Source organism: Prosthecobacter sp. (assembly GCF_044236155.1).
GTDB lineage: Bacteria > Verrucomicrobiota > Verrucomicrobiia > Verrucomicrobiales > Verrucomicrobiaceae > Prosthecobacter.
Genome location: NZ_JBIIHA010000015.1, coordinates 1 through 20,612 on the forward strand (window position 1 = coordinate 1; position 20,612 = coordinate 20,612).

The window sequence follows — 20,612 nt, forward strand, 5'->3', positions numbered from 1 at the left end:
TATTGGGCTTCATGCTTTGACTTAGGGGGGGTGGGGGCTGGTAAAAAAACAGTGATTCAGGCTTGGACTTGATGTGGGCCTTCAGGAGCGCTCATTGACGGAACTCAACGACGTCGTAGGTGTGGCTCGCCACGACCTCGCTGGTGGTCGCGTCGCGTGCTTGCATCTCAATGTGAGTGGTGTTTGCCACGTCGATGCCGCGCAGCCGTGCGTCGTAGGTTCCTGCGCCGTTCAGTGGATCAATGACGAAGGGGATGTTGAATTCGCGGCTTGTCTGAACTCCGTCTGGAGCGGTGTCGATGAGCACCGCAAACAAGAGAACCCCTTGCGGCTTGTCGATGATGCCACGCCACCGTGCCTCCCCTGCCCCGACACGGATGACAAAGCGGTCGGCGCTGATCTGGATCCCGGCATCGGGATCTACCAACTCGGTCAGCACTTCCTGAACGAACATGACGTGCTCGCCGACCATGTGACCAATGACATCGCACGAACTCTGACCAGGAATGATCTGGCTGAAGAATATCTCACGTGGAATGATCGCATCAGCGAGCCCGAGCACATCTGCGCCAAACCGCGGGTCCTGGTTGAACACCACAAGCATATCCCCGATGACGAAGGAATCCGGGCGGGTGGAATCGCCACGGGCGACCGAGCGGATCACGCCGGTGGCGACGTTTTCCGCCAGTTCGATCACGACCTCGATGTCTGGCACGTAGTACTCCTTGCCTTCGGCATCGACATAAATGTGACCCGCAGATTTCAGAGTCCCCCCCGTGGTCATGGGATAGGAGCGGGCTGTCGTGCGCAGTGCTGCGCGGAAGGCATGTCCCGGCGTCATGGAAGTGGTGGCTCCATTGACCGGATGAGAGCGGCCAAGCACCCCGGCGCGGTCAAGAAAGTCCGCAGGTAGCGCCGCTGCGTGAGCTTGATAACACTGCTCCACGATGCGGAGGTAATTCTGCTCAATCAGCGTCTGCGCTTGTGGCTCCCTCACAATGCCAGCACTGCTTGCCGGACGCCGCGCCTCGGAAGTCCCGAAGATGGAACGCACCGCACCAAGACGACGAGGTCCCAGACCGCTGGAAACCACATTGAGATCACGATCCCTGCCGATCGCATTGCTGTCGAGGAGGGCGTTGAAGTTGGAGGCACCAATGCCAACTCCATGGCCATCTCCACTAAGTACCGAAGAGCCGTCGATCAATAGTGGTTGCCCATTCACCGTGGCGGGGATGGTGACCGTCCTTCCAGTGACAACGATGCCCTGATTGGCCAGATCGAGATTCCAGATAGGCCCTTCCGTGGCAAAAAGCGAGAGGGGAACCTTCTGCGTCAGGATGCGCCCATCAAGCATCACTGCTGTCTGTGCGGTGACGATGGAGGCGAAGCACGACAGCATGGCAAGTGCGATAGCGCGCATCGTGTTGAATGGTGCCCGCAGGCCAGCTCGGTTTGTTGGTGTTCTCATGTTTTGGTGTTTTTTTTTGGGGGGGATTTTGCGCAGGTGGGTCAAGCGACCATGGGTTCGCCAGACTGGACGCCTGCGGGATAGCCATGGCAGGCGAGCCAGCCGGCGGCGCTGTTAAAAGCCCCGGCTTGAGCGGTGATCTGCTCGAAAAGAGCGGCGTCATTGATCACGCCGGTTTTGACGGCATGCAGGATCATGTCCTGGGTTTTCTGACGGAGCGCGGCGGCGGCCAGTGCGAACTGCGAAGTCTGCGAAAGGCCGTTTCGCTGCTGGCGGGGAAGCCGTGGCACCAGTTTGAGCCGGAAGGGCCTTTTGCTGGCGCTCGGTGCGAACAATGGGTGCGGGTTATGGGAGTTTATGGTGGTCATGGTCATGGCTGTTGGGGTGGGGAAAGGGACGTCATGCCGGCAGCGGAGCAGCCGCCGTGTCAGCTTCTGCGAGGCACTGGGGACTTTCGGCCAGACATGCGGCGGCGAAGTTCAGGGCGGTTGCCTGGGATGTGTAGCGGGCGCTTCTTTTGCTTTGTCCACGGCACTCGGCATCGTAGGCCTGCTGCATCAGCAGCACGGACTTCTGCCGGAGCATGTGGATCGCATGGCCGCACAATGGATGGGGTTTGCGTGTGTTGAGGTTGAATATGGAGCGTCTCATGGGATGTGAAGAAAATTGGGCAGCACGCCGAAGCCCTGGCGTCCTGAAGCTGGAATCACGATCCATTGGCTCAGGGCCCGGCCGTTGGAATCTCTCTCGATCCCGCCCTGCGAGTCAGTGAAGTGACCGTTTGGCACCAGCAACTCGGGGTGGTCAAAGGGGGCTTTATGATGACGCACGCGTTCGTCGGTGAGAGCCCGCATGAAGGCCACGAGCTGATCCTTCTCGGCAGCGGTGAGACCCAGCTCCGTAATGTCCGGCGGAATATCGGCGATGTTTTGATCCTTGAAGTCACCGCCGCGGTTGTAGAAATCGATCACCTGTCGCAAGGTCAACGTGCCGCCATTATGAAAGTAAGGCGCGGTGAGCTCCACATTGCGCAGCGTGGGTGTCTTGAAGGAACCGTCCGCGGAGGGACTCCTCAGCGAGTCTGGCGGGAAAGACGGCATGGGAAGTCCCAGCTCCCCCAGTTTGTGCTGATAGAACACCCGGGCTTCGGAGAGCGGATAACCAAATGGATCGACTGCGCCCAGCCCGAGATCTTCATGCGTGGGCCTGACACCGATGTTGTAGAAGCCGTTGTCATACACGACATGACGTCCCGTCGTGTTCACAAAACCGAAGGCATCCAACGAAGGAGGTCTCGAGGCAAAGATCATCCGCTCAATCCGCTCTGTGGATGAGCGGGAGATCGAAGCGTTGGTAAATTCCGGACCGGAGTGGCAGGCCGCGCAGCGCCCCTTCGAGTTGAAGAGCCGCCAGCCCTCTATCTGCTGGGAGGTCAGAGCCTGCGGGTCCCCCTCCGCGAACCGGTCGAAAGGCGCGTCGTCTGAGACCAGAGTGGCCTCGTAAGTCTGAATGGCCAGACCGAAGAACAGCGCGAAGTTCCAACTTGCATGGCTGTATTGGTTGGCTTTGGGAGCTTTCGGCGGGCTGATCAGCCTTACGGTACCGTCCCCATGCCGCTCCACCCATTGCGTGCCTTGCCACCAGCGGGGATGGAAAGCCCTTCTCACCAACTGGAGGTAGCTGGAATGCATCAACCCTCTTCCCGTGGAGTGAACCTGGCCGCTGAACACGCTGTCCTGCCGGTGTACCTGCTGCCTGGCGAGCGGACGAAGCCCCAGAATTTTCCGTCCAATGTCTGGAAACGTACGTCCGTCCGCCGACATCTCGAGGTCACTCAGCGGCGGCCCCACCGCCTGTGATGCGAGACTTGAGCGCTCAAGCCTGATTGTGGTCGGCGACATCTCAGAAGGTTTATCAGCGCGCATCACCCTCGCCCCCGCATCGCGCTGGCCGAACACATTGACGCCGTTAAAAACGTCCTGTGCTCTGCCGTCCCAGAAATTCCGCAGGTTGAACACCGCGTTAATCACGGACGGGCTGTTTCGCGGTGTCACACGGCGTGTGTTCGTGCCTGATTTGGAAAAAACCGCGTCGGGGATCAGTACCCGTGCTTCATCACCACCACGTGGTTGCACATGCCTGAATGCCTCCAGCAGCACCCCCTGGGAACCGACGATGTTGTCGCTGTCGGAAAGGACACTGGAATGGCGGTTATTCGCATCTGCCAGCCTGTGAAAAGGAAAGTCACGCAGGTTCAACTTGGCGTTCACCCCGCGTCTGAGAATCATGGAGCCGTCTGTGCGGCCTGCATGCAATTGCGCCGGAGAAACGCTGTTGACATGCCGGGTGTCGGAGCCGGCGTGGTAATGGCAGGTGGCACATGTCGTCACGCCATCGCTCCCGGTCTGCATGTCCCAGAAGAGCGCCTTGCCGAGCACCAGCGCCGCCTGTTCGTCGGTGATGAACTCCTGTAAGTTTGAGGGCCTCTGAACGGGCACTAACTTCAAACTCTTCAAAGCGGGCACCTCCTCGGCGCCATCAACAATTTCTTGGCACTGAGACCAGGAACCTGTGAAAACCAAGGCAGCCCACAAGAAGCTCTTCATTGAGCTCCTCCAGAACGGCGTGCTGTGCTTGGGTGACATAGAATTGAATCTTTGAATGAGTAACCATAAAATAGAAATTATAGCTGGCATGGCTTTATAAGGGTTACCTCATTTTAAACTTATTGTATTTCGCTTCCCTATATTTGGACTTCTTCATTCTAGTTAACTCAAATTGATCCAGATTACAGTTTGGTTGGTTTTCTGTATTTTTGATATCCTTTGGAGAAGCCAGTCCATCCTCACCGCCTAGCTAGAGTCTTTTGTTTCGGCTGGCCCAATTCCTCATGTCGCCCTCAACCATCCGACGCCTCACAGTGATGTTCTTATTTTCTCCTACAGCCATGCTGTTTTATCTCGAACGCCGCGAATCAAGCAGGTCGTTTTGCGCACCGGAGTCGGGTGCCATTCGACTTTGAGATGACGTTCCAGACTCTGCCCACCGCAAAACTCGGCACCGATGATTTTGCACCACATGCTTTTGACCTCCACCCCCACGGCAGTCACCCCCTTCGCAGTGATGGCAAGATTCATCACTTGGCTGCGCCAGATTTGCGTTCTCTAGATCATGCCGCCCTTGCGCCTGACTTCAGCTTTACATCGCTAATGCGAGTCTCTTCGTCCGAACCCACGCCCCGATTTCACCCCACGTCGTATTCTTGGCTTCACAGTTTACTCACTGTGACAAGCTGATGTTTTCTTCGGCACTGAAGCACCGCCCGGCTTCAAGCGCTTCCGAATCGAGGATGCTATCCTGTTCTGCTTCGCTCGTTTTATCCAAGGCCATGAGGAGGCGCACTTTCGCACGCTTTTGCTGGTTGGCCGCCCAGGCCGGGCATGGGCTTCTACGACGCCGTCTTTAGCCCTCCCCCGCTAAGGGAATCCGCACTTCTCACCTTGAAAACCCAATGTCATTCATCCCTCAATCCCCGCAGCCAAGCGAGGAAGCTGTCGCAGGAATGAAGGCTCCCACCTCCGTGCAGTCGAGTGCAAGAATGCCACACCCCAGTTTGGTACTGAATGCAAATGCCACTTGAGAAAACAGTCTCGCCAAACCAGATCATCACTTGTTGCTTCAGCCTCCTCTCGAGGAGCGAGTTCAGGTAAACCGAATCAATCGAAAGCAGCGGTGCTGACGAGGCTGCAGGAAAGACACGAGCACCTCCACCAGACGTTTCCAAGCAAGGCGGTATGTGATTTTGGGCTAACCCATTTCGTGATTGGTTGAAGTCTATTAAGCGCACTTATTTATGAAAAATAAATGAGTGACAGCTCCGAAAGTGAATTCCCGCTTCACGACCTTGTAGCACAGGGGGCGTGTTATCCCTTCGCCATGTTGGTTTGGCATCAATTACGGCCTCGACGGCCGACCCCTGCGGCTTCAAAGCTCTCAGTTAACGTCATGCATTCATCCTCCGACCGCGAAGGGAATCACAGTGAAGATGTTGTCGAGGAAATTGCTTTGAACTAAGGAATGCTCCCCGAAACATGAGCCAAGTGCCATGAAAGTCTAAAGAGCGCGAATACACCGGAAACATGGCCGGAGGTTAGACTGCTCGGATAGTTTCTTTTGCACCTGACTAAAATGGGTTAACACATTCAAAGTCACGTCGTTCGCCAGAAGGCGCTGTATGGGTTAACCCTCAACAGGAGTTTTTCAATTTTACCCGCGTCAAATCATGTATGGAATGGTCAACAAAGCAGTCCAAGAACTCATCATCCGCCAGCACGGTGAGGAGGTGTGGCAGCGGATTCGTGGACTTGCCCGCTTGGAGGAGGACATTTTCATCTCGAATGAACCCTACCCCGATGAATTGACTTACCGCCTTGTGGGCGCGGCGTCCGAGGTGCTGAATGTCCCGGCGGCGGAGGTGTTGAGGACTTTTGGACGCTGGTGGATCCTGCACACGGCGATGGAGGGCTATGGTCATCTGATGAAAGCGGGTGGACGCACGCTTCCGGAGTTTTTGATCAACCTGCCGAATTTTCACACGCGCATCGTGCTGATGTTCCCGCATCTGCGGCCACCGGAGTTTGAATGCACCGATGTGACGGCCGACAGCCTGCGCCTGCACTATCATAGCCACAGGCGGGGGCTGGCTCCCTTTGTGACGGGTCAGCTGGAGGGGCTGGGAGAGATGTTTCGAACGCCGGTGACGGTGAATCATGAGCAGAGCCGCGATGCGGGCGCTCAGCATGACGTGTTTCTTGTGAAATGGGAGGAGCCAGCCGCATGAACCTGGAGTGGGAGTACCTGAAGGAAGTCTTCCCGTTTGCTTTTCGGTGGAATGACTCGCAGGAGCTCACTTTTACCGGTCGCTCTCTGACGCGTGCCTGTACCTGGATCGAGCCCGGCATGATGGTGACGGGTCTGTTTGAACTGCGCAGGCCCAGCGGGACTTTTGAGCCTGCGTGGCTGGCCCAGCATCAGGGCAATTTGCTGCTCGTTCGCGAAGTGCGTTCCGGCATGATGCTGCGCGGCCAGGTGATGATGGAGGCAGGTGGTGCCGGCTTGTTTCTGGGGACGCCGTGGGTGTCCGCGCCGGATGACCTCGACCGGCTGGGGCTGACGCTGAGTGACTTTGCCGCGCATGATTCAGTCCAGGACATGCTGCATGTGGTGCAGGCACACCGGGTGGCCAACGAGGAGCTCCAAACGCTCAATGCGCGTCTGAAGGCCCAGCGGCAGCTCCTCGTGGAAAAAGAGGCGGAGGCACGCAGGCTGGCCCTGCTGGCGGAGCGGACGGACAATGCCGTCATCCTGTGCAACGCCGCCGGGGAGATCGAATGGACGAACGCGGGCTTTGTGCGGCAGACAGGATGGACGCTTGAAGAGGTCAAAGGCCGGAAGCCGGGCTCATTCCTGCAAGGTCCGCGCACGGACATGCAGGTGGTGGCAGAAATCGGCCGCCAATTGCGGCAAGAAAAAGGCTTTCACACCGAGATCCTAAACTACCGCAAGGATGGCGCGCCTTACTGGCTGCAGATTGAGGTGCTGCCCATCCGTGATGCCGGTGGCAAGCTCACCCATTTCATGGCGTTGGAGTCCGACGTTTCGGACAAGAAGCGCCAGGAGTTGCGCCGTCGTTTGGAGGCCTCCGCCGCGGCGGTGCTGGCGCACTCGCCGGAACTTTCGCAGGTGATTCCTGCGCTGCTCAAAGGCCTCGCTGGCGAGCTGGGTTGGGCGCACGGCGGCTACTGGGAAGTGGAGCGGGAAAAACAGCGGCTGGTGCTGCGGGAAACCTGGCAGCAGCCAGGCGTGAATGTGGAGTCCTTCGCGCAGCATGGCAGATCAATTCATTTTTCCAAAGGCGAGGGCCTTCCGGGTCGCGTATGGGGGGACGGGGGCAGCCACTGGATCACGAACCTGCGGACGGATTCGAACTTTCCGCGTGCAAATGCCGCCGCAGAATGCGGTCTGAATGCCGCGCTGGCCTTTCCGGTGCACGTGGACGGTGAGTTGCGCGGCGTGGTGGAGTTCTTCAGCTTTGATCTCGACAGTCCGGACCCGGACCTGCTGGAGAGCCTGCAAAACATCGGCGGCCAGATCGGCATGCTGCTGGGCCGGCTGGAAGCCGGGGAAGCGCTGCGCCGCAGCGAGCGGGCGCTCAGCGACGGCCAGCGCATCGCCCGCCTGGGAAACTGGAGCATGGAGATCGCGACGGGCCGAATTGAATGGTCCGACGAAAAATACCGCATCTATGGCTACGAGCCGCACAGCGTGACGGTGGACATGCATTTCTGCCGGCAGGCAATCCTGCCAGAGGACCTGGAGGCGACGACGGCCGCCCTCGATGCCGCGATCACCCATGCGGAGCCGGTGCAGTTCACCTACCGCATCCGCAGGCCCGATGGCGAGGTGCGGCATCTGCGCTCCCATGGGGAATGCCAGCGTGACGAGCACGGTGCGCCCGTTAGGCTCATCGGAGTCGCTTTGGACATCACGGAGCTCGCCGATGCGCAGCTCACCCTCCAGCAGACCGAGGAGCGCTGGCAGTTCGCCATTCATAACAACGGGCTGGGCGTGTGGGACTGGAACGTGCAGACCGGCTTTGTGCTCTACACGGATCGCCTTCAGCAGATGCTGGGCTATGAGGCGGGCGAGTGGCCGCAGCACGTGGACGGCTGGGCGCACCGTGTGCATCCGGACGACCTGCCGATGGTGATGAACGCGATGAACCGCTGCCTCGCGGGTGAGACGCCGGACTACATCTGCGAGCACCGCCTGCGCTGTAAAGATGGCAGTTGGAAATGGGTGCAGGATGTGGGGCGCATCGTAAACCACTCGAAGGACGGCAAGCCGCTGCGAGTGATCGGCACGCAGATGGACATCCACATCCGCAAGCAGGCCGAGCAGGCGGCCAACCGCCGTGCGGATCTGCTGAACCGCATCCGCAAGGCCCAGGAGCACTTCATCGGCTCCTCGGATCTGGCGCCGGTATTTGCCGAGATGCTGGAGATCGCCGTCAGCCACACGGGAAGCCGTTTTGGCTTCGTTGGTGAAGTGCTCCACGATGATGCTGGAAATCCCTACCTGCGATCCTATGCCATCAGCGACATCTCGTGGGATGATGCCTCACGCAATCTCATGCAGACCCTGGGACCTGCCGGGCTGGAGTTTCGGAATCTGAAGACGCTTTTCGGCGCGGCGATGGTCAGTCGGGAGGTGGTGATCGCCAATGAAGCCTCCAAGGACCCGCGTGCGGGCGGCCTGCCGCCGGGGCATCCGCCGCTGGAAAGCTTCCTCGGCCTGCCGGTTTTCAACGGCCTGGAAATGGTGGGCCTGGTGGGCTTAGCCAACCGTTCGGATGGATACTCTCAAGACCTGGTCAACGAGCTCGACCCGTATCTGGCAGCCTGCAGCAGCATGATCACCGCCCGGCGTGAGGCGGAGCGCCGCCGCCAGATCGAGGAGGAACTGCGTCAGGCACGCGACCGCGCGGAGGCCGCCAGCCGCGCCAAGAGTGACTTCCTCGCCATGATGAGCCATGAAATCCGCACGCCGATGAATGGGGTGCTGGGCATGGCAGGCATGCTGCGATCCACCCATCTGGACAACCGCCAGAAGGAGATGGTGGACATGGTGCTGCAAAGCGGCGCCGCCCTCGTCTCCATCATTGATGACATCCTCGACTTTGCCAAGATCGAGGCCGGCCAGTTGGAACTGCGGGAGCAGGATGTGGTCATCGAAGACTTAGTGGAGGGAGTGGCCGACCTTCTTTATCAGGAGGCGTTTTCAAAAGGGATCGAACTCGTGACGATCATCGATCCCGCTCTGCCTGACGTCATCTTGGGTGACGCAGGTCGCCTGCGGCAGGTTCTGCTCAACCTCGTTGGCAACGCTGTCAAGTTCACCGATAAGGGCCACATCACTGTCCGAGCCATGAACCTCGAAGACGGAATTGAGTTCCGTGTTGTGGACACAGGCATCGGAATCTCACTGTCGGCGACTGATCGCTTGTTCAAACCCTTCAGCCAGCTGGACAGCTCTCTTTCACGCCGCTTCGGAGGCACGGGACTAGGCCTCGCGATCTGTAAAAGACTCGTGGTTGCGATGGGTGGCGAGATGGGCCTCTCCAGCAAGCCGGGCAAGGGATCACAGTTCTGGTTCCGTGTACCGCTTGTGACGAAAGCACGTCATCGCGCAGCCAGGCCCCGGCCGACGGCGAAGCAACAGCATGTTTGGATTGGCCATGAATCCCCACGCCTGCGTGAATGCATCCGCAGTTCGCTCTCCGGACTGAAGGTTGAATTGCATGAGATCAAACGCGCCCGTCTTGCCCAGACACTGTCACAACTCTCCGGCGAAGATGATATGCTCATCGTCAGCGCAGCTTGGATGAAGTCAATGTCAGGCAAACGAGTAGCCAGAAGACCTGTGCGCCTGATACTCCTCAACGCCAGCGATGACAACGGACCACCGCCGGTGCAAGATGCGCAGGTCATAACGCTGCCCGCCCACCGCAAGGCCTTGCGACAAGCGGTCTGCTCTGTTTCCAAGAGTAAAAAACACCAGGCAACTGCCCCAAATCGCCCCCAACTCGGACTTCGTGTGCTTGTGGCGGAAGACAACCGTGTGAATGCAAGGCTCGCCTGCCTGCTGCTTGAAACCCTCGGCTGCGAATCCACCGTGGCTGTGAATGGCAAGGATGCCGTCGCAGCGTTTCAGCGCCACCAGTTCGACGCCATACTCATGGACTGCCAGATGCCGGTCATGGACGGGCATGCTGCCACACGAAAAATTCGTCAATTGGAGCGACGACAAGGCACCAGCGGGACACGCTGCGAAATCATCGCCATGACTGCGAGCGCATTGCCGGAGGAACGCCAGCGCTGCATCGACTCCGGCATGGACGAGCATCTTTCGAAACCGTTCGACTCCGATACCCTGGCCGACATGCTGGCGGGCATCTCACGCAATTCTCACTCAGACTCGAAAGCGAATTCATTGCCAGCCACGAAAGCCGCCGGCCACTTCGACCAGTTGGTGCGCCAGATCGGACGCGAAGAAGCAGTGCAGCTTGCCCAAATCTGGCTGGAAGAATCATCAGCCCGTATGCAGCGCATCACCAAGGCCTTGAAGAAAGATGACCTTGAATCCGCAAGAAAGGAAGCCCACACGCTGCGTGGCGCGAGTTCTGTCTTTGGCATGGATGCCCTGGTGGATGGCTGCAGGGCCTTGGAATCCGCCGTGAAGAGCCGTCAGAAAGTTTCACGCCGCCTTGAAGACAGCATTAAAGGCCAGCTCCATCTGGCATCCATAACACTCCGACACATTCTAGCGGCAAGCTAATCCGATCCGTTACGGCTACGCGCCAGAACGGCCACAGCCTCAGCCTTCGACTTCACATGGAGTTTTTGGTAGATTTTTTTCATATGAACTCGAACCGTCTCATGGCTGAGGGCAAGAGCATTCGCCGTCTCTTTTGCTGTACCAAATTTTGCCAGGGCATTGAGAACCTCCTGCTCACGTCTGGTCAGTTTTTCGAAGGATTTGGCCCGGCTGGCAGTTGCTGACAGAACATCGTCGTTTTTGAAAAACTCATCCACCACAAGACGTGCAATGACCGGACTGAGGGTAAGCCCGTCCCTCACCACAGCCTCGAGACTTCGCAGCAACTCATCAGGACCTGCCTGCTTGATCAAATAGCCCGACGCACCTCCACGGATGGCAGAAAAAACATCACGGGGATCATTTGATGAAGTGAGTACGATGGCTGTCATGCCAGGATGCAGCCTTCGAACTTTCCGGATCAGCTCAATACCCCCCTGGCCTGGCAGTTCCAGATCCACGAGAAGGATTTCCAATTCGTCTCTTTCAGGGCTTTCCCAAAAGGCCTCGGCACTCTCCCAAGACTTAACGACGCCTACGCCTGGCTGTGCCCGCAGGAGTTTCTCCAAATATAATTTCATCACCTTGTCATCTTCGACAAGGCCAAGCTTCTTGAGGTTTGGTTCAATGACAGACATTTCTTCTACTTAGGCACAATTAAGGCATGATTTCGCTGCATGTCTTCAGAAATTGCCAGGATGACATTTAATTGAGGCTTGGGCCGTCTATCTTCGCCGCACAAGACTCACAAATGATGTGGGAGGGCGCCCTTCCCTGCGTGATGAAAAAGTGGTCATCCCAGTGCAGCCAGCCATGAGTTCGAGTTTTCAAACGGCGACAACCTGCACACACGGCATTCACATCTTCCTTTTGGAGATGTCGATCCAGTGATCGTTTCTCCATCTGACAACTCATCATCACCTGAATGCTGCACCGGAACGCATCCAGCATACCCGAGGAACGTTCCGTGATTTTGATGAATCCTTCAAATAGGATGGCGAAAGTGAATAAAGATCCATCACTCTCTGCCACAGGCATCAGATCAGCACAGAGGAGGTTTCTCCCGCAGTTGCTGTAAATCATGAACTGCCTGTCACCCAAGCCGCGTTCATGGCTGCTTTTCATCAGGCCAAGCTCCCATTCTCCAGGAGCCCTTCCCTTGGCACTCATAAGCAATTCCACGCACTCGCCAGAATTCCTAACCACCCAGGCATCGCTACCTCCAAACGACATGCAGGCCATCTCCAAAACAGGTGCGGCAAGCCATCGTTTGGAATTTTCCGCCATTGATGTCGATGGAGGATGCATTAACGAAGTCGCGTTGAAACCAGCAGTCTGACCGTGCGTTATACATTGGTTGGGACTGCCTTCTGCATAAAATGTGGGGTGTTGCATCAATGATAGCTTTACCATGCCTGCCCAGCCCGTTTCGATTCAAGTTTTGGGTTAACCCCGATTGAACATCCCCTTATTTTCAGACGTCCTGGGGCTACAGCTAGAACGATAGCCCTTCTCCGGATGTTTATAACCAAAACTGGTCAGTTTGGTCTGGTGTTTTTCATAAGCTGGTTGCTGTTGGGCTGCCGTCTTTTCTCATGCCGCGCTTGTGCAAAACGCGATTGATTGGAGCCTGAGCGGAGTGCATGAATTACCACCATGTTCCGCTTCATTTTTCTTGCCGCCTGTTTGGTATGGCATGTCACCACTCAGGCCGCCGACACGCCGCCCAACATCATCGTCATGCTCATCGACGACATGGGCTGGACCGACCTCGGCTGCTACGGCTCGAAATACTACGAGACGCCGCACATCGACCAGCTTGCGAAGGACGGCATGCGCTTCACGCAGGCGTATTCGGCCTGCACGGTCTGCTCGCCGACGCGTGCGGCCATGATGACGGGCAAAGCCCCTGCCCGGCTGCACATCACGGACTGGATCGCCGGTCATGTACCGGACAACGGCCGGCTCGTCGTCCCCAATTGGACGATGCAACTGCCGCTGGAGGAGGAAACCATCGCCGAACGCCTCAAGACACGCGGTTACGCGACCGCGAGCATCGGGAAGTGGCACCTGGGCAACGAGGAGTTCTATCCGGCAAAGCATGGCTTCGATGTGAACATTGGCGGCACGCACGGCGGCTCACCCCCGAGCTATTTTTCGCCCTACAAGATCGCCACGCTGCCGGACGGGCCGCAGGATGAGTTCCTCACCGACCGCCTGACGAATGAAGCCGCGCAATTCATCGAGAAGAACAAGTCGAAGCCCTTCTTCATCTATCTGCCGCATTACGCCGTTCACACGCCGATCATGGGCAAGAAGGAGGTCATCGCGAAGTATCAGGCCAAAAAGGCCGCCGGTGGCCACAGCAATCCGGTGTATGCGGCGCTCGTCGAAAGCGTGGATGACAGCGTTGGCGCGCTGCGCGCGAAGTTGAAGGAGCTGGGCCTCGACCAGAACACGATCTTCATCTTCACCAGCGACAACGGCGGCCTCAGCGGGACCGTGAATGCGAACGGTTGGTCACGCGGCCCCACGGACAACAGCCCGGCGCGCTGGGGCAAAGGCAGCGCTTACGAAGGCGGCGTCCACATCCCTCTCATCATCTCCTGGCCGGCCAAGGTGAAGCCCGGCAGCACCTGCGACGTGCCGGTCATTACCTACGACCACGTTCCCACGCTGCTCGAAGCCACGCAGACACCGCTCAAGGACAAACAGATGGTCGATGGCGAATCGCTCATGCCGTTGCTCACCGAAACTGGCACGCTCAAGCGTGAGGCGATCTACTGGCACTACCCGCACTACCATCCCGGCAGCGCCACGCCTTACAGCGCGATCCGCGAAGGCGACTGGAAGCTCATCCAGTTCCACGAGGACAACCACGTCGAGCTCTACAACCTCAAGCTCGACGCCGGCGAGGTGGACAACCGCGCCCCGCATGACTCCGTCCGCGCCATGCAGCTCCGCGACAAGCTCAACACCTGGCTGAAGGACACCGGCGCGCAGATTCCCGAGCGGAATCCCAAATACGATCCCGACAAGCCGCTCAACGGACCGCGAAAAGGCGGTGGGAAGAAAAAGGAACGCTGAGTTCCAAGTTTAAAGTTTCAGGTTTCAAGTTCGGCCGCGATGCACGCCCATTCTGAAACTTGGAACTTTGAACCTGAAACATGAAACTCTGCCTTCGAGACGCGTTGTAATGGCATCATGAGCGCCAACCAGCCCGTTTCCTCCCGCCGTCAGTTTCTCACCCGCAGCGCCACTGCCGCCGCCGCGTTTGGCTTTCCTGCCATCGTCAGTTCTCGTTCACCGAACGACAAGCTGAACCTCGTCTTCATCGGTGTCGGTGGACGCGGCGCGGGGAACATCAAGGATCTGACCGGCATGGCGCTCTACACGCCGCCACGCGGGAACAACGCGAAGAAAGACGCCCCGAAGACCGACGCGGGCGCGCAACCGCCTCCGCCGCTTGAACCGCGGGAGAATGTCATTGCGCTGTGCGATGTGAACGGCGAGAACCTCGACCGCGCGGGCGCGACCTTCCCGAAGGCGCGGAAGTTCCGCGACTTCCGCAAGCTCTACGACGAGCTGAGCGCCGGCGAGATCGACGCCGTGGTCATCAGCACGACCGAGCACACCCATGCGTACGCCACGCTGCCCGCGTTGCTGATGAAGAAGCCGGTCTATTGCGAGAAACCGCTCACGCACAACGTCGCCGAGGCGCGATTGATCACCCAGGCCGCCGCCGAGGCCGGTGTCGTCACGCAGATGGGCACGCAGATTCACGGCATGCCGAATTACCGCCGTGTCGTCGAGCTAATCCAAAGCGGCGCGATTGGAAAAGTGACCGAGGCGCATGTGTGCGTGTCGCGTGCCTGGGGTTTGCAGAGCAAGGAGGACGCGGAGAAAAACGGCGACATCGTTTATGTCACCGAACGGCCCACCGTGGCCGAAACACCGCCGCCGTATCTCGATTGGGACCTGTGGATCGGCCCCGCGCCCATGCGGCCTTACAGCAGCGTCTATTTCCCCGGCCCGAAATGGTATCGCTGGTGGGATTTCGGCAACGGCACCATGTCCGACCTCGGCAGTCATTGGAACGACCTGCCCTTCTGGGCGCTGAAGCTCGACGCGCCGCTCAGCGTCGAGGCCTTCGGCCCCGAGCCGCATCCCGAGATCGCCCCGGCCTCGATGCATGCTGTGTATGACTACGGCCCGCGCGGCGACATGCCCGCGTGCAAGGTCCACTGGCATCAGGGCGCTTCCAAACCGGACGTGTGGAAAAACGATCCCCTCATCAGCAAGTGGAGCAGCGGCGTGCTCTTCGTCGGCGACAAAGGCATGCTGCTCTCCGACTACGGCAAGCACGTCCTGCTGCCGGAGGCTGACTTCAAAGACTTCCAGCGTCCGAAACCCTTCATCGCCGACTCCCCCGGCCACCACGCCGAGTTTCTGGCCGCCATCAAGAACGGCACGCCCACCGGCAGCCCCTTCAGCTACGCCGGCCCGCTCACCGAGGCGAATCACCTCGGCAACGTCGCCCATCGCGCCGGCGGGAAGATCGTCTGGGATGCCAAAGCCATGCGAATCACCAACAACGAGGCCGCGAACCGCTTCCTGAAGCGCGAGCCGCGTGCAGGGTGGAAGCTGGGGTGAGCACTCACCCCGCGAGCGTCTTGTAGAGCGCGAGCGTCTTGCGGGCGATGGATTTCCAACTGAAGTGGTCCACGGCGCGTTGGCGGCCTGCTTTGGCCATGCGGTCACGCAAAGCGGGATCGGCCATGAGCTTGTTCACGGCGGCGGCGAGGTCGCGGGCGAATTTTTCGGGATGCACGGCCTCGAAGGGGCTTTCGGTCTGCTGCTCCAGCGGGATGAGATAGCCGGTCTCGCCTTCAACGACGACTTCCTTGATGCCGCCGACGGCGCTGGCGACGACGGCGGTCTCGCAGGCCATGGCCTCGAGGTTGATGATGCCGAAGGGCTCGTAGATGGACGGGCAGACGAAGACGTCCGCGTGCGAGTACATGGCGATCTTCTCCGGCACGGGCAGCATGGACTGAATCCAGACGATGCCGGGTCGTTTCGCGCTGGCGGCGGCGACGGCGGCCTCCATCTCCTCCTTAATCTCGATGGTGTCAGGCGCTCCGGCGCATAGGACGACCTGGAAGCCGGGATCGAAGTGCTGGATGGCGCGCACGAGGTGGATGATGCCCTTCTGACGCGTGATGCGGCCGACGAAGAGAGCGTAGGGCTTGTCGGGATCGACACCGTGCTTGCGCAGCACGTCGGGGGCCTCGACGCGGTGGTATTCATCGAGGTCGATGCCGTTGTGGATGACGTGGATCTTGTGCGGATCGAGGTCGAAGAGGCGCAGGAGGTCGGTTTTCGTCTCCTCGGAGACGGCGATGACGGCGTCGGCCATTTTGAGCGCGGTGCTTTCGAGCCAGACGGTGAAGTCATAGCCGTGGCCGAGCTGCTCGCGCTTCCAGGGGCGCAGCGGCTCGAGCGAGTGGACGGTGAGCACCATGGGCACGCCATAGTTGAGCTTGGCGAGGATGCCGCCGAAGTGCGCATACCAGGTGTGCAGATGGACGATGTTGGCGTCGATGCCGTGGGTGTTGAAGTCGAGGCAGCGCTGCAAGGCACCGAAGACGGACTTCAAATTAAGCGGGCAGTCCCATTTCGAGGTGTCGAGGCCGAAGCCTTTGACCTGAAGGCTGCCGTCCTGGCTGTCCTGGTCGCCGAAGCAACGGACATCGACCTGCATGAGCTTCGCCAGCTCGCGGGAGAGGTATTCGACGTGGACGCCGGCGCCGCCGTAGATGTGAGGCGGGTATTCGTTGGTGAGGAAAAGGGTTTTCATGCTTTGGCGGTTCGCGGTGCTCCGTTCGCTGTGATGTTACTTTTTCTGTGACTCGGCCCAGGCTTCGATGGCGGGGATGTCAAAGATGCGGAAGCGGCGCTTGATGCGCTGCTCGAGGGCAAGCTGGGCATGCTTCGCGACGTCGAGCGACGGATCCTCCTTGATGGCCTGGATGAGTTTGGCGTTCGTCTCCGGCAGCTCGCTGCCGAGCAGGAGGAAGCAGACGCGCAGACGCACCTCCCAGGGCTGCTGCTGATCGGCGAGGAGCTTGAGCAGGGCTTCAGGTTTCACGTCGGCCTCGTCGCGGATGTTTTGGTTCTTGAAAAGCTCGGCCACGGGCAGGCGGTAGCCGGGATCCTCGCGCTGGATGAACTGGACGGAGCGCACGGCGCGCATGTATTCGGCCTTCGCCGCCTCGTGCAGGTGCCTGGCGTCGGGATCGCGCATGTACTCGATGAGGACCTCCAGCGGCTTGCGCATCCCGGTGGCGATGGCCTCGTCCGCGTATTGCGCCAGACGATTGCGCTCCTTGAGCAGGATGAACTCCTCCTGCGTGGGGGAGATGTCCGGCTTCATGTCGGCGATGCGGGGAACGCCGGGCTGCTCGGCCGTGGCCGGGGCAGCCTGGGGGACGAGCTTGGGATTTTTCAAGGCCTCGGAGATGCCCTGCAACGACTCACGTGTGTTTTGCTGCAAAAGAAGCTGCTCGCGCCGCATGACATCGACCTGCTTCTGAAGCGCGGCGATCTGCTCGGCGGCGGCCTTTTCGGCCCCGCCCTCAATGCTGGCAGGAGCAGACGCAGGCACGGAATTTGAAGCCATGAGGCTGATCTTCTGATCCACATAATTCTTTGCGGCATACAGGGCAACCAGGCCGGCGATGATGGAGGCGGCGAGCGAAATGAACACATGCCTGCGGGTGAGTTGTGAACGTCTCACGTTCGGAGCCTGCACGGTGGTGTCACGATGCAACGGCAGGTCATCCTTGGCTGGGGCGGCGGCCGTCTTGTCCGCATTGTGCGCCGGCCCGGGCTTTTCCATGACCTCTTCCTGGTCCTTCGGGTCGTAGGGGGAAAATAAATCGGGCATGTGGAGTTTGGAACGATGATGTGACGTGATGAAAGTTGCCAGATGCAACAAACAGAGCCAGCCTTTGTCAGTCAACCTGCTCATGCCAACCGAATCGACTCATGCCTCTGAACTGCCCGCCAACCTCCCGGCATCGCCATCCGAGGAAAAAAGCGGCAGAATGCTGAAGCAGGCGGTCTTCTGGGGCCTGGCCGCGGTGGTGATCGCGCTGTTTCTGGCGTGGCCTTACCAGCAGTGGGACTTCGGCAGGCGTCAGAGCATCCTGACCGGATGGGCGCGCTGGGTGAGCAAGTACTCCGACTGGCAGTTCTGCCTTGTGGTTCCTGTCCTCGTCGGCTGGCTGGTGTGGTTGCGGCGGGATCTGCTGCGCGGCCTGCCATTACGGGGCGACTGGCTGGGGCTGCTGCCGCTCGCGGCCGGATTGTTTTTCTTCTGGCTGGGTTACAAAGCGGACACGGGCTACCCCGGCTTTCTGGCGGTGCAGTTTGTGCTGGCCGGCATGGTCCTGCTGGTGGCCGGAATGGCGTGGATGCGCGCGCTGTTTTTTGCGTGGCTGTTTTTGTTTTTCTCATGGCCGATGCAGCCGTTGGAGGACTCCCTGGCCTCCCCGCTGCGCCCCAAGACGGCGGCGATGGCCGCCTCACTGCTGCGCCTAGTGGGCGTGGATGCGGTGAGCGAGGGCTCTGCGCTGCAATCCGCGCCCGACGCGGCCCGTGGCATCGAGATCGGCGCCGCGTTCAGCCTGGACGTGGACGCGAAGTGCAGCGGCATCAATTCCCTCTTCGCGCTGATGATGATCTCGGCCCTGCTGGGCTACCTGGCGCTGCGGCAGCCGCGCTCACGGCTGATTTTGTTTGTCTGCGCGGTGCCCTTGGCGGTGGCGGGAAACGTGGTGAGGCTGCTGCTTCTCGTGGCAGGCACGCTGATGTTTGGCGGCGAGTTCGCCGTCGGACGGCGAATGGGCGAACATCAGGAGATGTCGCCCTACCACATGTTCGCCGGCTTCGCGGTGTTTGGCGTGGCGCTGGCGGGCATGTTCGCGCTGTGCTGGCTCTTTGAAGGCCGCGAAATGAAGCGCAACATGCAGCGCCGTGTCGCGGGAGGCAGCTCCAGAGTCGAAAACGCCGCCATCCAGGCCCCGCGCAGGACATGGGCCCAACTGGCGGCCGCGATCCTGCTGCCGCTGGCGGCGCTGGGCATCTGCGCGGGCACGGACATCAGCTTTCATGTGGCCGAGCCGGGCGTGAGGCTGCAACTGCCGCTCAGCCTCGGCGATTACCAAGGGCGCGAGTACGACATGACCGCGCAGGAGAAAAACCTCCTCGATGAAGGCGTGAAACTGGTGCGCAACCTGTATTCCTCATCCACCGGCCGGCAGATCATGACCACGGTGATTCTCAGCGGCTTCGTGAAACGCAGCCTGCATCGTCCCGAGGTCTGCCTGCCCAATCAGGGCTGGACGGTGACCGACCGCACGCCCCTGACCCTGCGCCTCGCGGACGGACGTGAGGTCACGATGATGATGATGCGCATCTTCCGCGACGCTGAGCCGCAGCCCGGTGTGCGCATCAGGACGCGCGCGGTGAATTTCTACTGGTACATCGGCTCCGACGGCACCGCGTGCGCGGATCACTACGAGCACGTTTTTCTGTCCTATTTCGACTCCACCTTCCGCAACATCCAGCACCGCTGGGCGATGGCCTCCATCTTCGTGCCGCTCCCAGAACAGCGTGTCGGACAGGAGGATCCCTTTATCGAACTGGGGGCCGTGGAGGATGCGCGCAACTTCATCTCGCAACTCGCGCCGCAATTCATGCTGAACACTTCAAATGCGGCTAGCGGCTCAAATCCTCCTGCGTCAGCACCTTGAACCCCGCGCTGGAGAGCACCTCGGCTCCGAGCTCAGGCGCATCAAGGTGCAGCACAAACAAGGGGTGCTCCGTGGGCCGCACAAAGAGGCCGTAACTGAAGTCGATATTGATCTCCGCGGACAAAAGAGCGGAGAGCGCATGCACAAGTGTGTGATCCGTCTCGCGCAGTTCGACAACGGTGACGGGACAAACGGCATGCGGGATGCCTTTTTCGATGAAGAGCATCTCCGCGGTCTCGGGATCGCTCGGCACCATGCGCACCAGCGCCAGTTCGGTGGTGTCCTGCAAGGAAAGGCCGAGCACTTCGATGCGATGCTCGGCGAGCAACTTCACCAACGCCATGAGCGCGCCGACGCGGTTGTGCAGAAACACGGACAACTGGCGCACCGGCGTGCCGGCGGGAGTGCCGGTCTGTGAATGGGATTGGGGCTTGGAAGTGGTCATGATCGGCTAGCCTGCGGGGCCGGTGGCGGCGCGTCGGTCGTCAAACAACGTCACACGCAGGGGAATGCTCGCCACGGTGTCACCGTGGTGCTGCACCAGCCAGCGGTGCAGCCCCTGGCGCTCAAACTTCACATGCTGGAGGGAATAGACGATGTTCCGCGACACGAACGGGATGAACTGGGACGGAAACTTCACATCCATCTGGATGGGCGGCGTCGCCGGCAGGCATTCCTTGCCCTCGGGATCGACGCAGCGGATCACAAACTCGTGCGCCCCGGTGTCGTCCGGCTGGAAGATCACACGGATGGCGATGGAGCACTGAGGATGCACCACAGGGAAATTCTGCGCGCAAAGCGTGTCGAACGCGCCCTGGATGCACAGTTTGCCCTGATAATCGGCGGCGTAGTCACAGACAGTAGCGATCTGGATGTTCATCAAAGAT

Annotated in this window: 16 protein-coding genes; 5 read left to right on the forward strand and 11 right to left on the reverse strand. The window is 59.7% G+C overall.

The window, feature by feature from the left end; all coding sequences use genetic code 11:
* Window positions 1–91: 91 nt before the first annotated feature.
* The 5 genes from ACILSE_RS13800 to ACILSE_RS13820 form a co-directional block, all read right to left on the reverse strand.
* On the reverse strand, window positions 92–1,516 hold the full coding sequence (locus tag ACILSE_RS13800) for a hypothetical protein (RefSeq protein WP_395717987.1): 1,425 nt from the start codon (window positions 1,514–1,516) through the stop codon (window positions 92–94).
* On the reverse strand, window positions 1,513–1,845 hold the full coding sequence (locus tag ACILSE_RS13805) for a hypothetical protein (protein ID WP_395717988.1): 333 nt from the start codon (window positions 1,843–1,845) through the stop codon (window positions 1,513–1,515). The genes ACILSE_RS13800 and ACILSE_RS13805 overlap by 4 nt, the downstream gene beginning before the upstream one ends.
* Window positions 1,846–1,870: 25 nt before the next feature.
* Window positions 1,871–2,122: a hypothetical protein gene (locus tag ACILSE_RS13810; RefSeq protein WP_395717989.1), complete on the reverse strand. Its 252-nt coding sequence runs from the start codon at window positions 2,120–2,122 to the stop codon at window positions 1,871–1,873.
* On the reverse strand, window positions 2,119–4,116 hold the full coding sequence (locus ACILSE_RS13815; protein WP_395717990.1) for a cytochrome-c peroxidase: 1,998 nt from the start codon (window positions 4,114–4,116) through the stop codon (window positions 2,119–2,121). Before ACILSE_RS13815 ends, ACILSE_RS13810 begins: the two co-directional genes overlap by 4 nt.
* Before the next feature lie 294 nt (window positions 4,117–4,410).
* Window positions 4,411–4,608, reverse strand: a complete 198-nt coding sequence (locus ACILSE_RS13820; protein ID WP_395717991.1) for a hypothetical protein — start codon at window positions 4,606–4,608, stop codon at window positions 4,411–4,413.
* A 1,154-nt stretch (window positions 4,609–5,762) separates the two neighbouring features.
* Here ACILSE_RS13820 and ACILSE_RS13825 point away from each other — a divergent pair.
* The gene (locus ACILSE_RS13825) at window positions 5,763–6,311 is read left to right on the forward strand and encodes a heme NO-binding domain-containing protein (RefSeq protein ID WP_395717992.1); all 549 of its coding nucleotides are present in this window, start codon (window positions 5,763–5,765) and stop codon (window positions 6,309–6,311) included.
* Entirely contained in the window at window positions 6,308–10,867 is a 4,560-nt protein-coding gene (locus tag ACILSE_RS13830) for a PAS domain-containing protein (protein ID WP_395717993.1), read from the forward strand. Before ACILSE_RS13825 ends, ACILSE_RS13830 begins: the two co-directional genes overlap by 4 nt.
* On the opposite strand, the gene ACILSE_RS13835 is transcribed toward ACILSE_RS13830, so the two are convergent.
* Together ACILSE_RS13835 and ACILSE_RS13840 are read right to left on the reverse strand one after the other, a co-directional pair.
* Window positions 10,864–11,544, reverse strand: a complete 681-nt coding sequence (locus tag ACILSE_RS13835; RefSeq protein WP_395717994.1) for a response regulator transcription factor — start codon at window positions 11,542–11,544, stop codon at window positions 10,864–10,866. The genes ACILSE_RS13830 and ACILSE_RS13835 overlap by 4 nt on opposite strands.
* 67 nt (window positions 11,545–11,611) lie before the next feature.
* Entirely contained in the window at window positions 11,612–12,301 is a 690-nt protein-coding gene (locus tag ACILSE_RS13840) for a hypothetical protein (protein ID WP_395717995.1), read from the reverse strand.
* A gap of 261 nt (window positions 12,302–12,562) precedes the next feature.
* On the opposite strand from ACILSE_RS13840, the gene ACILSE_RS13845 reads away from it, so the two are divergent.
* Both ACILSE_RS13845 and ACILSE_RS13850 read left to right on the forward strand, forming a co-directional pair.
* On the forward strand, window positions 12,563–13,993 hold the full coding sequence (locus ACILSE_RS13845; protein ID WP_395717996.1) for a sulfatase: 1,431 nt from the start codon (window positions 12,563–12,565) through the stop codon (window positions 13,991–13,993).
* A gap of 117 nt (window positions 13,994–14,110) precedes the next feature.
* Complete coding sequence (locus ACILSE_RS13850; protein ID WP_395717997.1) at window positions 14,111–15,559, forward strand: Gfo/Idh/MocA family protein; 1,449 nt, start codon at window positions 14,111–14,113, stop codon at window positions 15,557–15,559.
* Window positions 15,560–15,563: 4 nt separating this feature from the next.
* On the opposite strand, the gene glgA is transcribed toward ACILSE_RS13850, so the two are convergent.
* Both glgA and ACILSE_RS13860 read right to left on the reverse strand, forming a co-directional pair.
* A complete protein-coding gene (glgA, locus tag ACILSE_RS13855; protein WP_395717998.1) occupies window positions 15,564–16,766 on the reverse strand; it encodes a glycogen synthase in 1,203 nt (400 codons plus the stop codon).
* A 36-nt stretch (window positions 16,767–16,802) separates the two neighbouring features.
* Window positions 16,803–17,855: a hypothetical protein gene (locus tag ACILSE_RS13860; RefSeq protein ID WP_395717999.1), complete on the reverse strand. Its 1,053-nt coding sequence runs from the start codon at window positions 17,853–17,855 to the stop codon at window positions 16,803–16,805.
* Window positions 17,856–17,937: 82 nt separating this feature from the next.
* Between ACILSE_RS13860 and ACILSE_RS13865 the strand changes: the two genes are divergently transcribed.
* The gene (locus ACILSE_RS13865; RefSeq protein WP_395718000.1) at window positions 17,938–19,725 is read left to right on the forward strand and encodes an exosortase/archaeosortase family protein; all 1,788 of its coding nucleotides are present in this window, start codon (window positions 17,938–17,940) and stop codon (window positions 19,723–19,725) included.
* Here ACILSE_RS13865 and ACILSE_RS13870 read toward each other — a convergent pair.
* Window positions 19,691–20,170: a hypothetical protein gene (locus ACILSE_RS13870; protein ID WP_395718001.1), complete on the reverse strand. Its 480-nt coding sequence runs from the start codon at window positions 20,168–20,170 to the stop codon at window positions 19,691–19,693. The two genes, ACILSE_RS13865 and ACILSE_RS13870, sit on opposite strands and share 35 nt — an antisense overlap.
* Window positions 20,171–20,176: 6 nt before the next feature.
* Window positions 20,177–20,605 (reverse strand): DUF6941 family protein, encoded by a 429-nt coding sequence (locus ACILSE_RS13875; RefSeq protein WP_395718002.1) that lies wholly within the window; start codon window positions 20,603–20,605, stop codon window positions 20,177–20,179.
* Window positions 20,606–20,612: the final 7 nt, after the last annotated feature.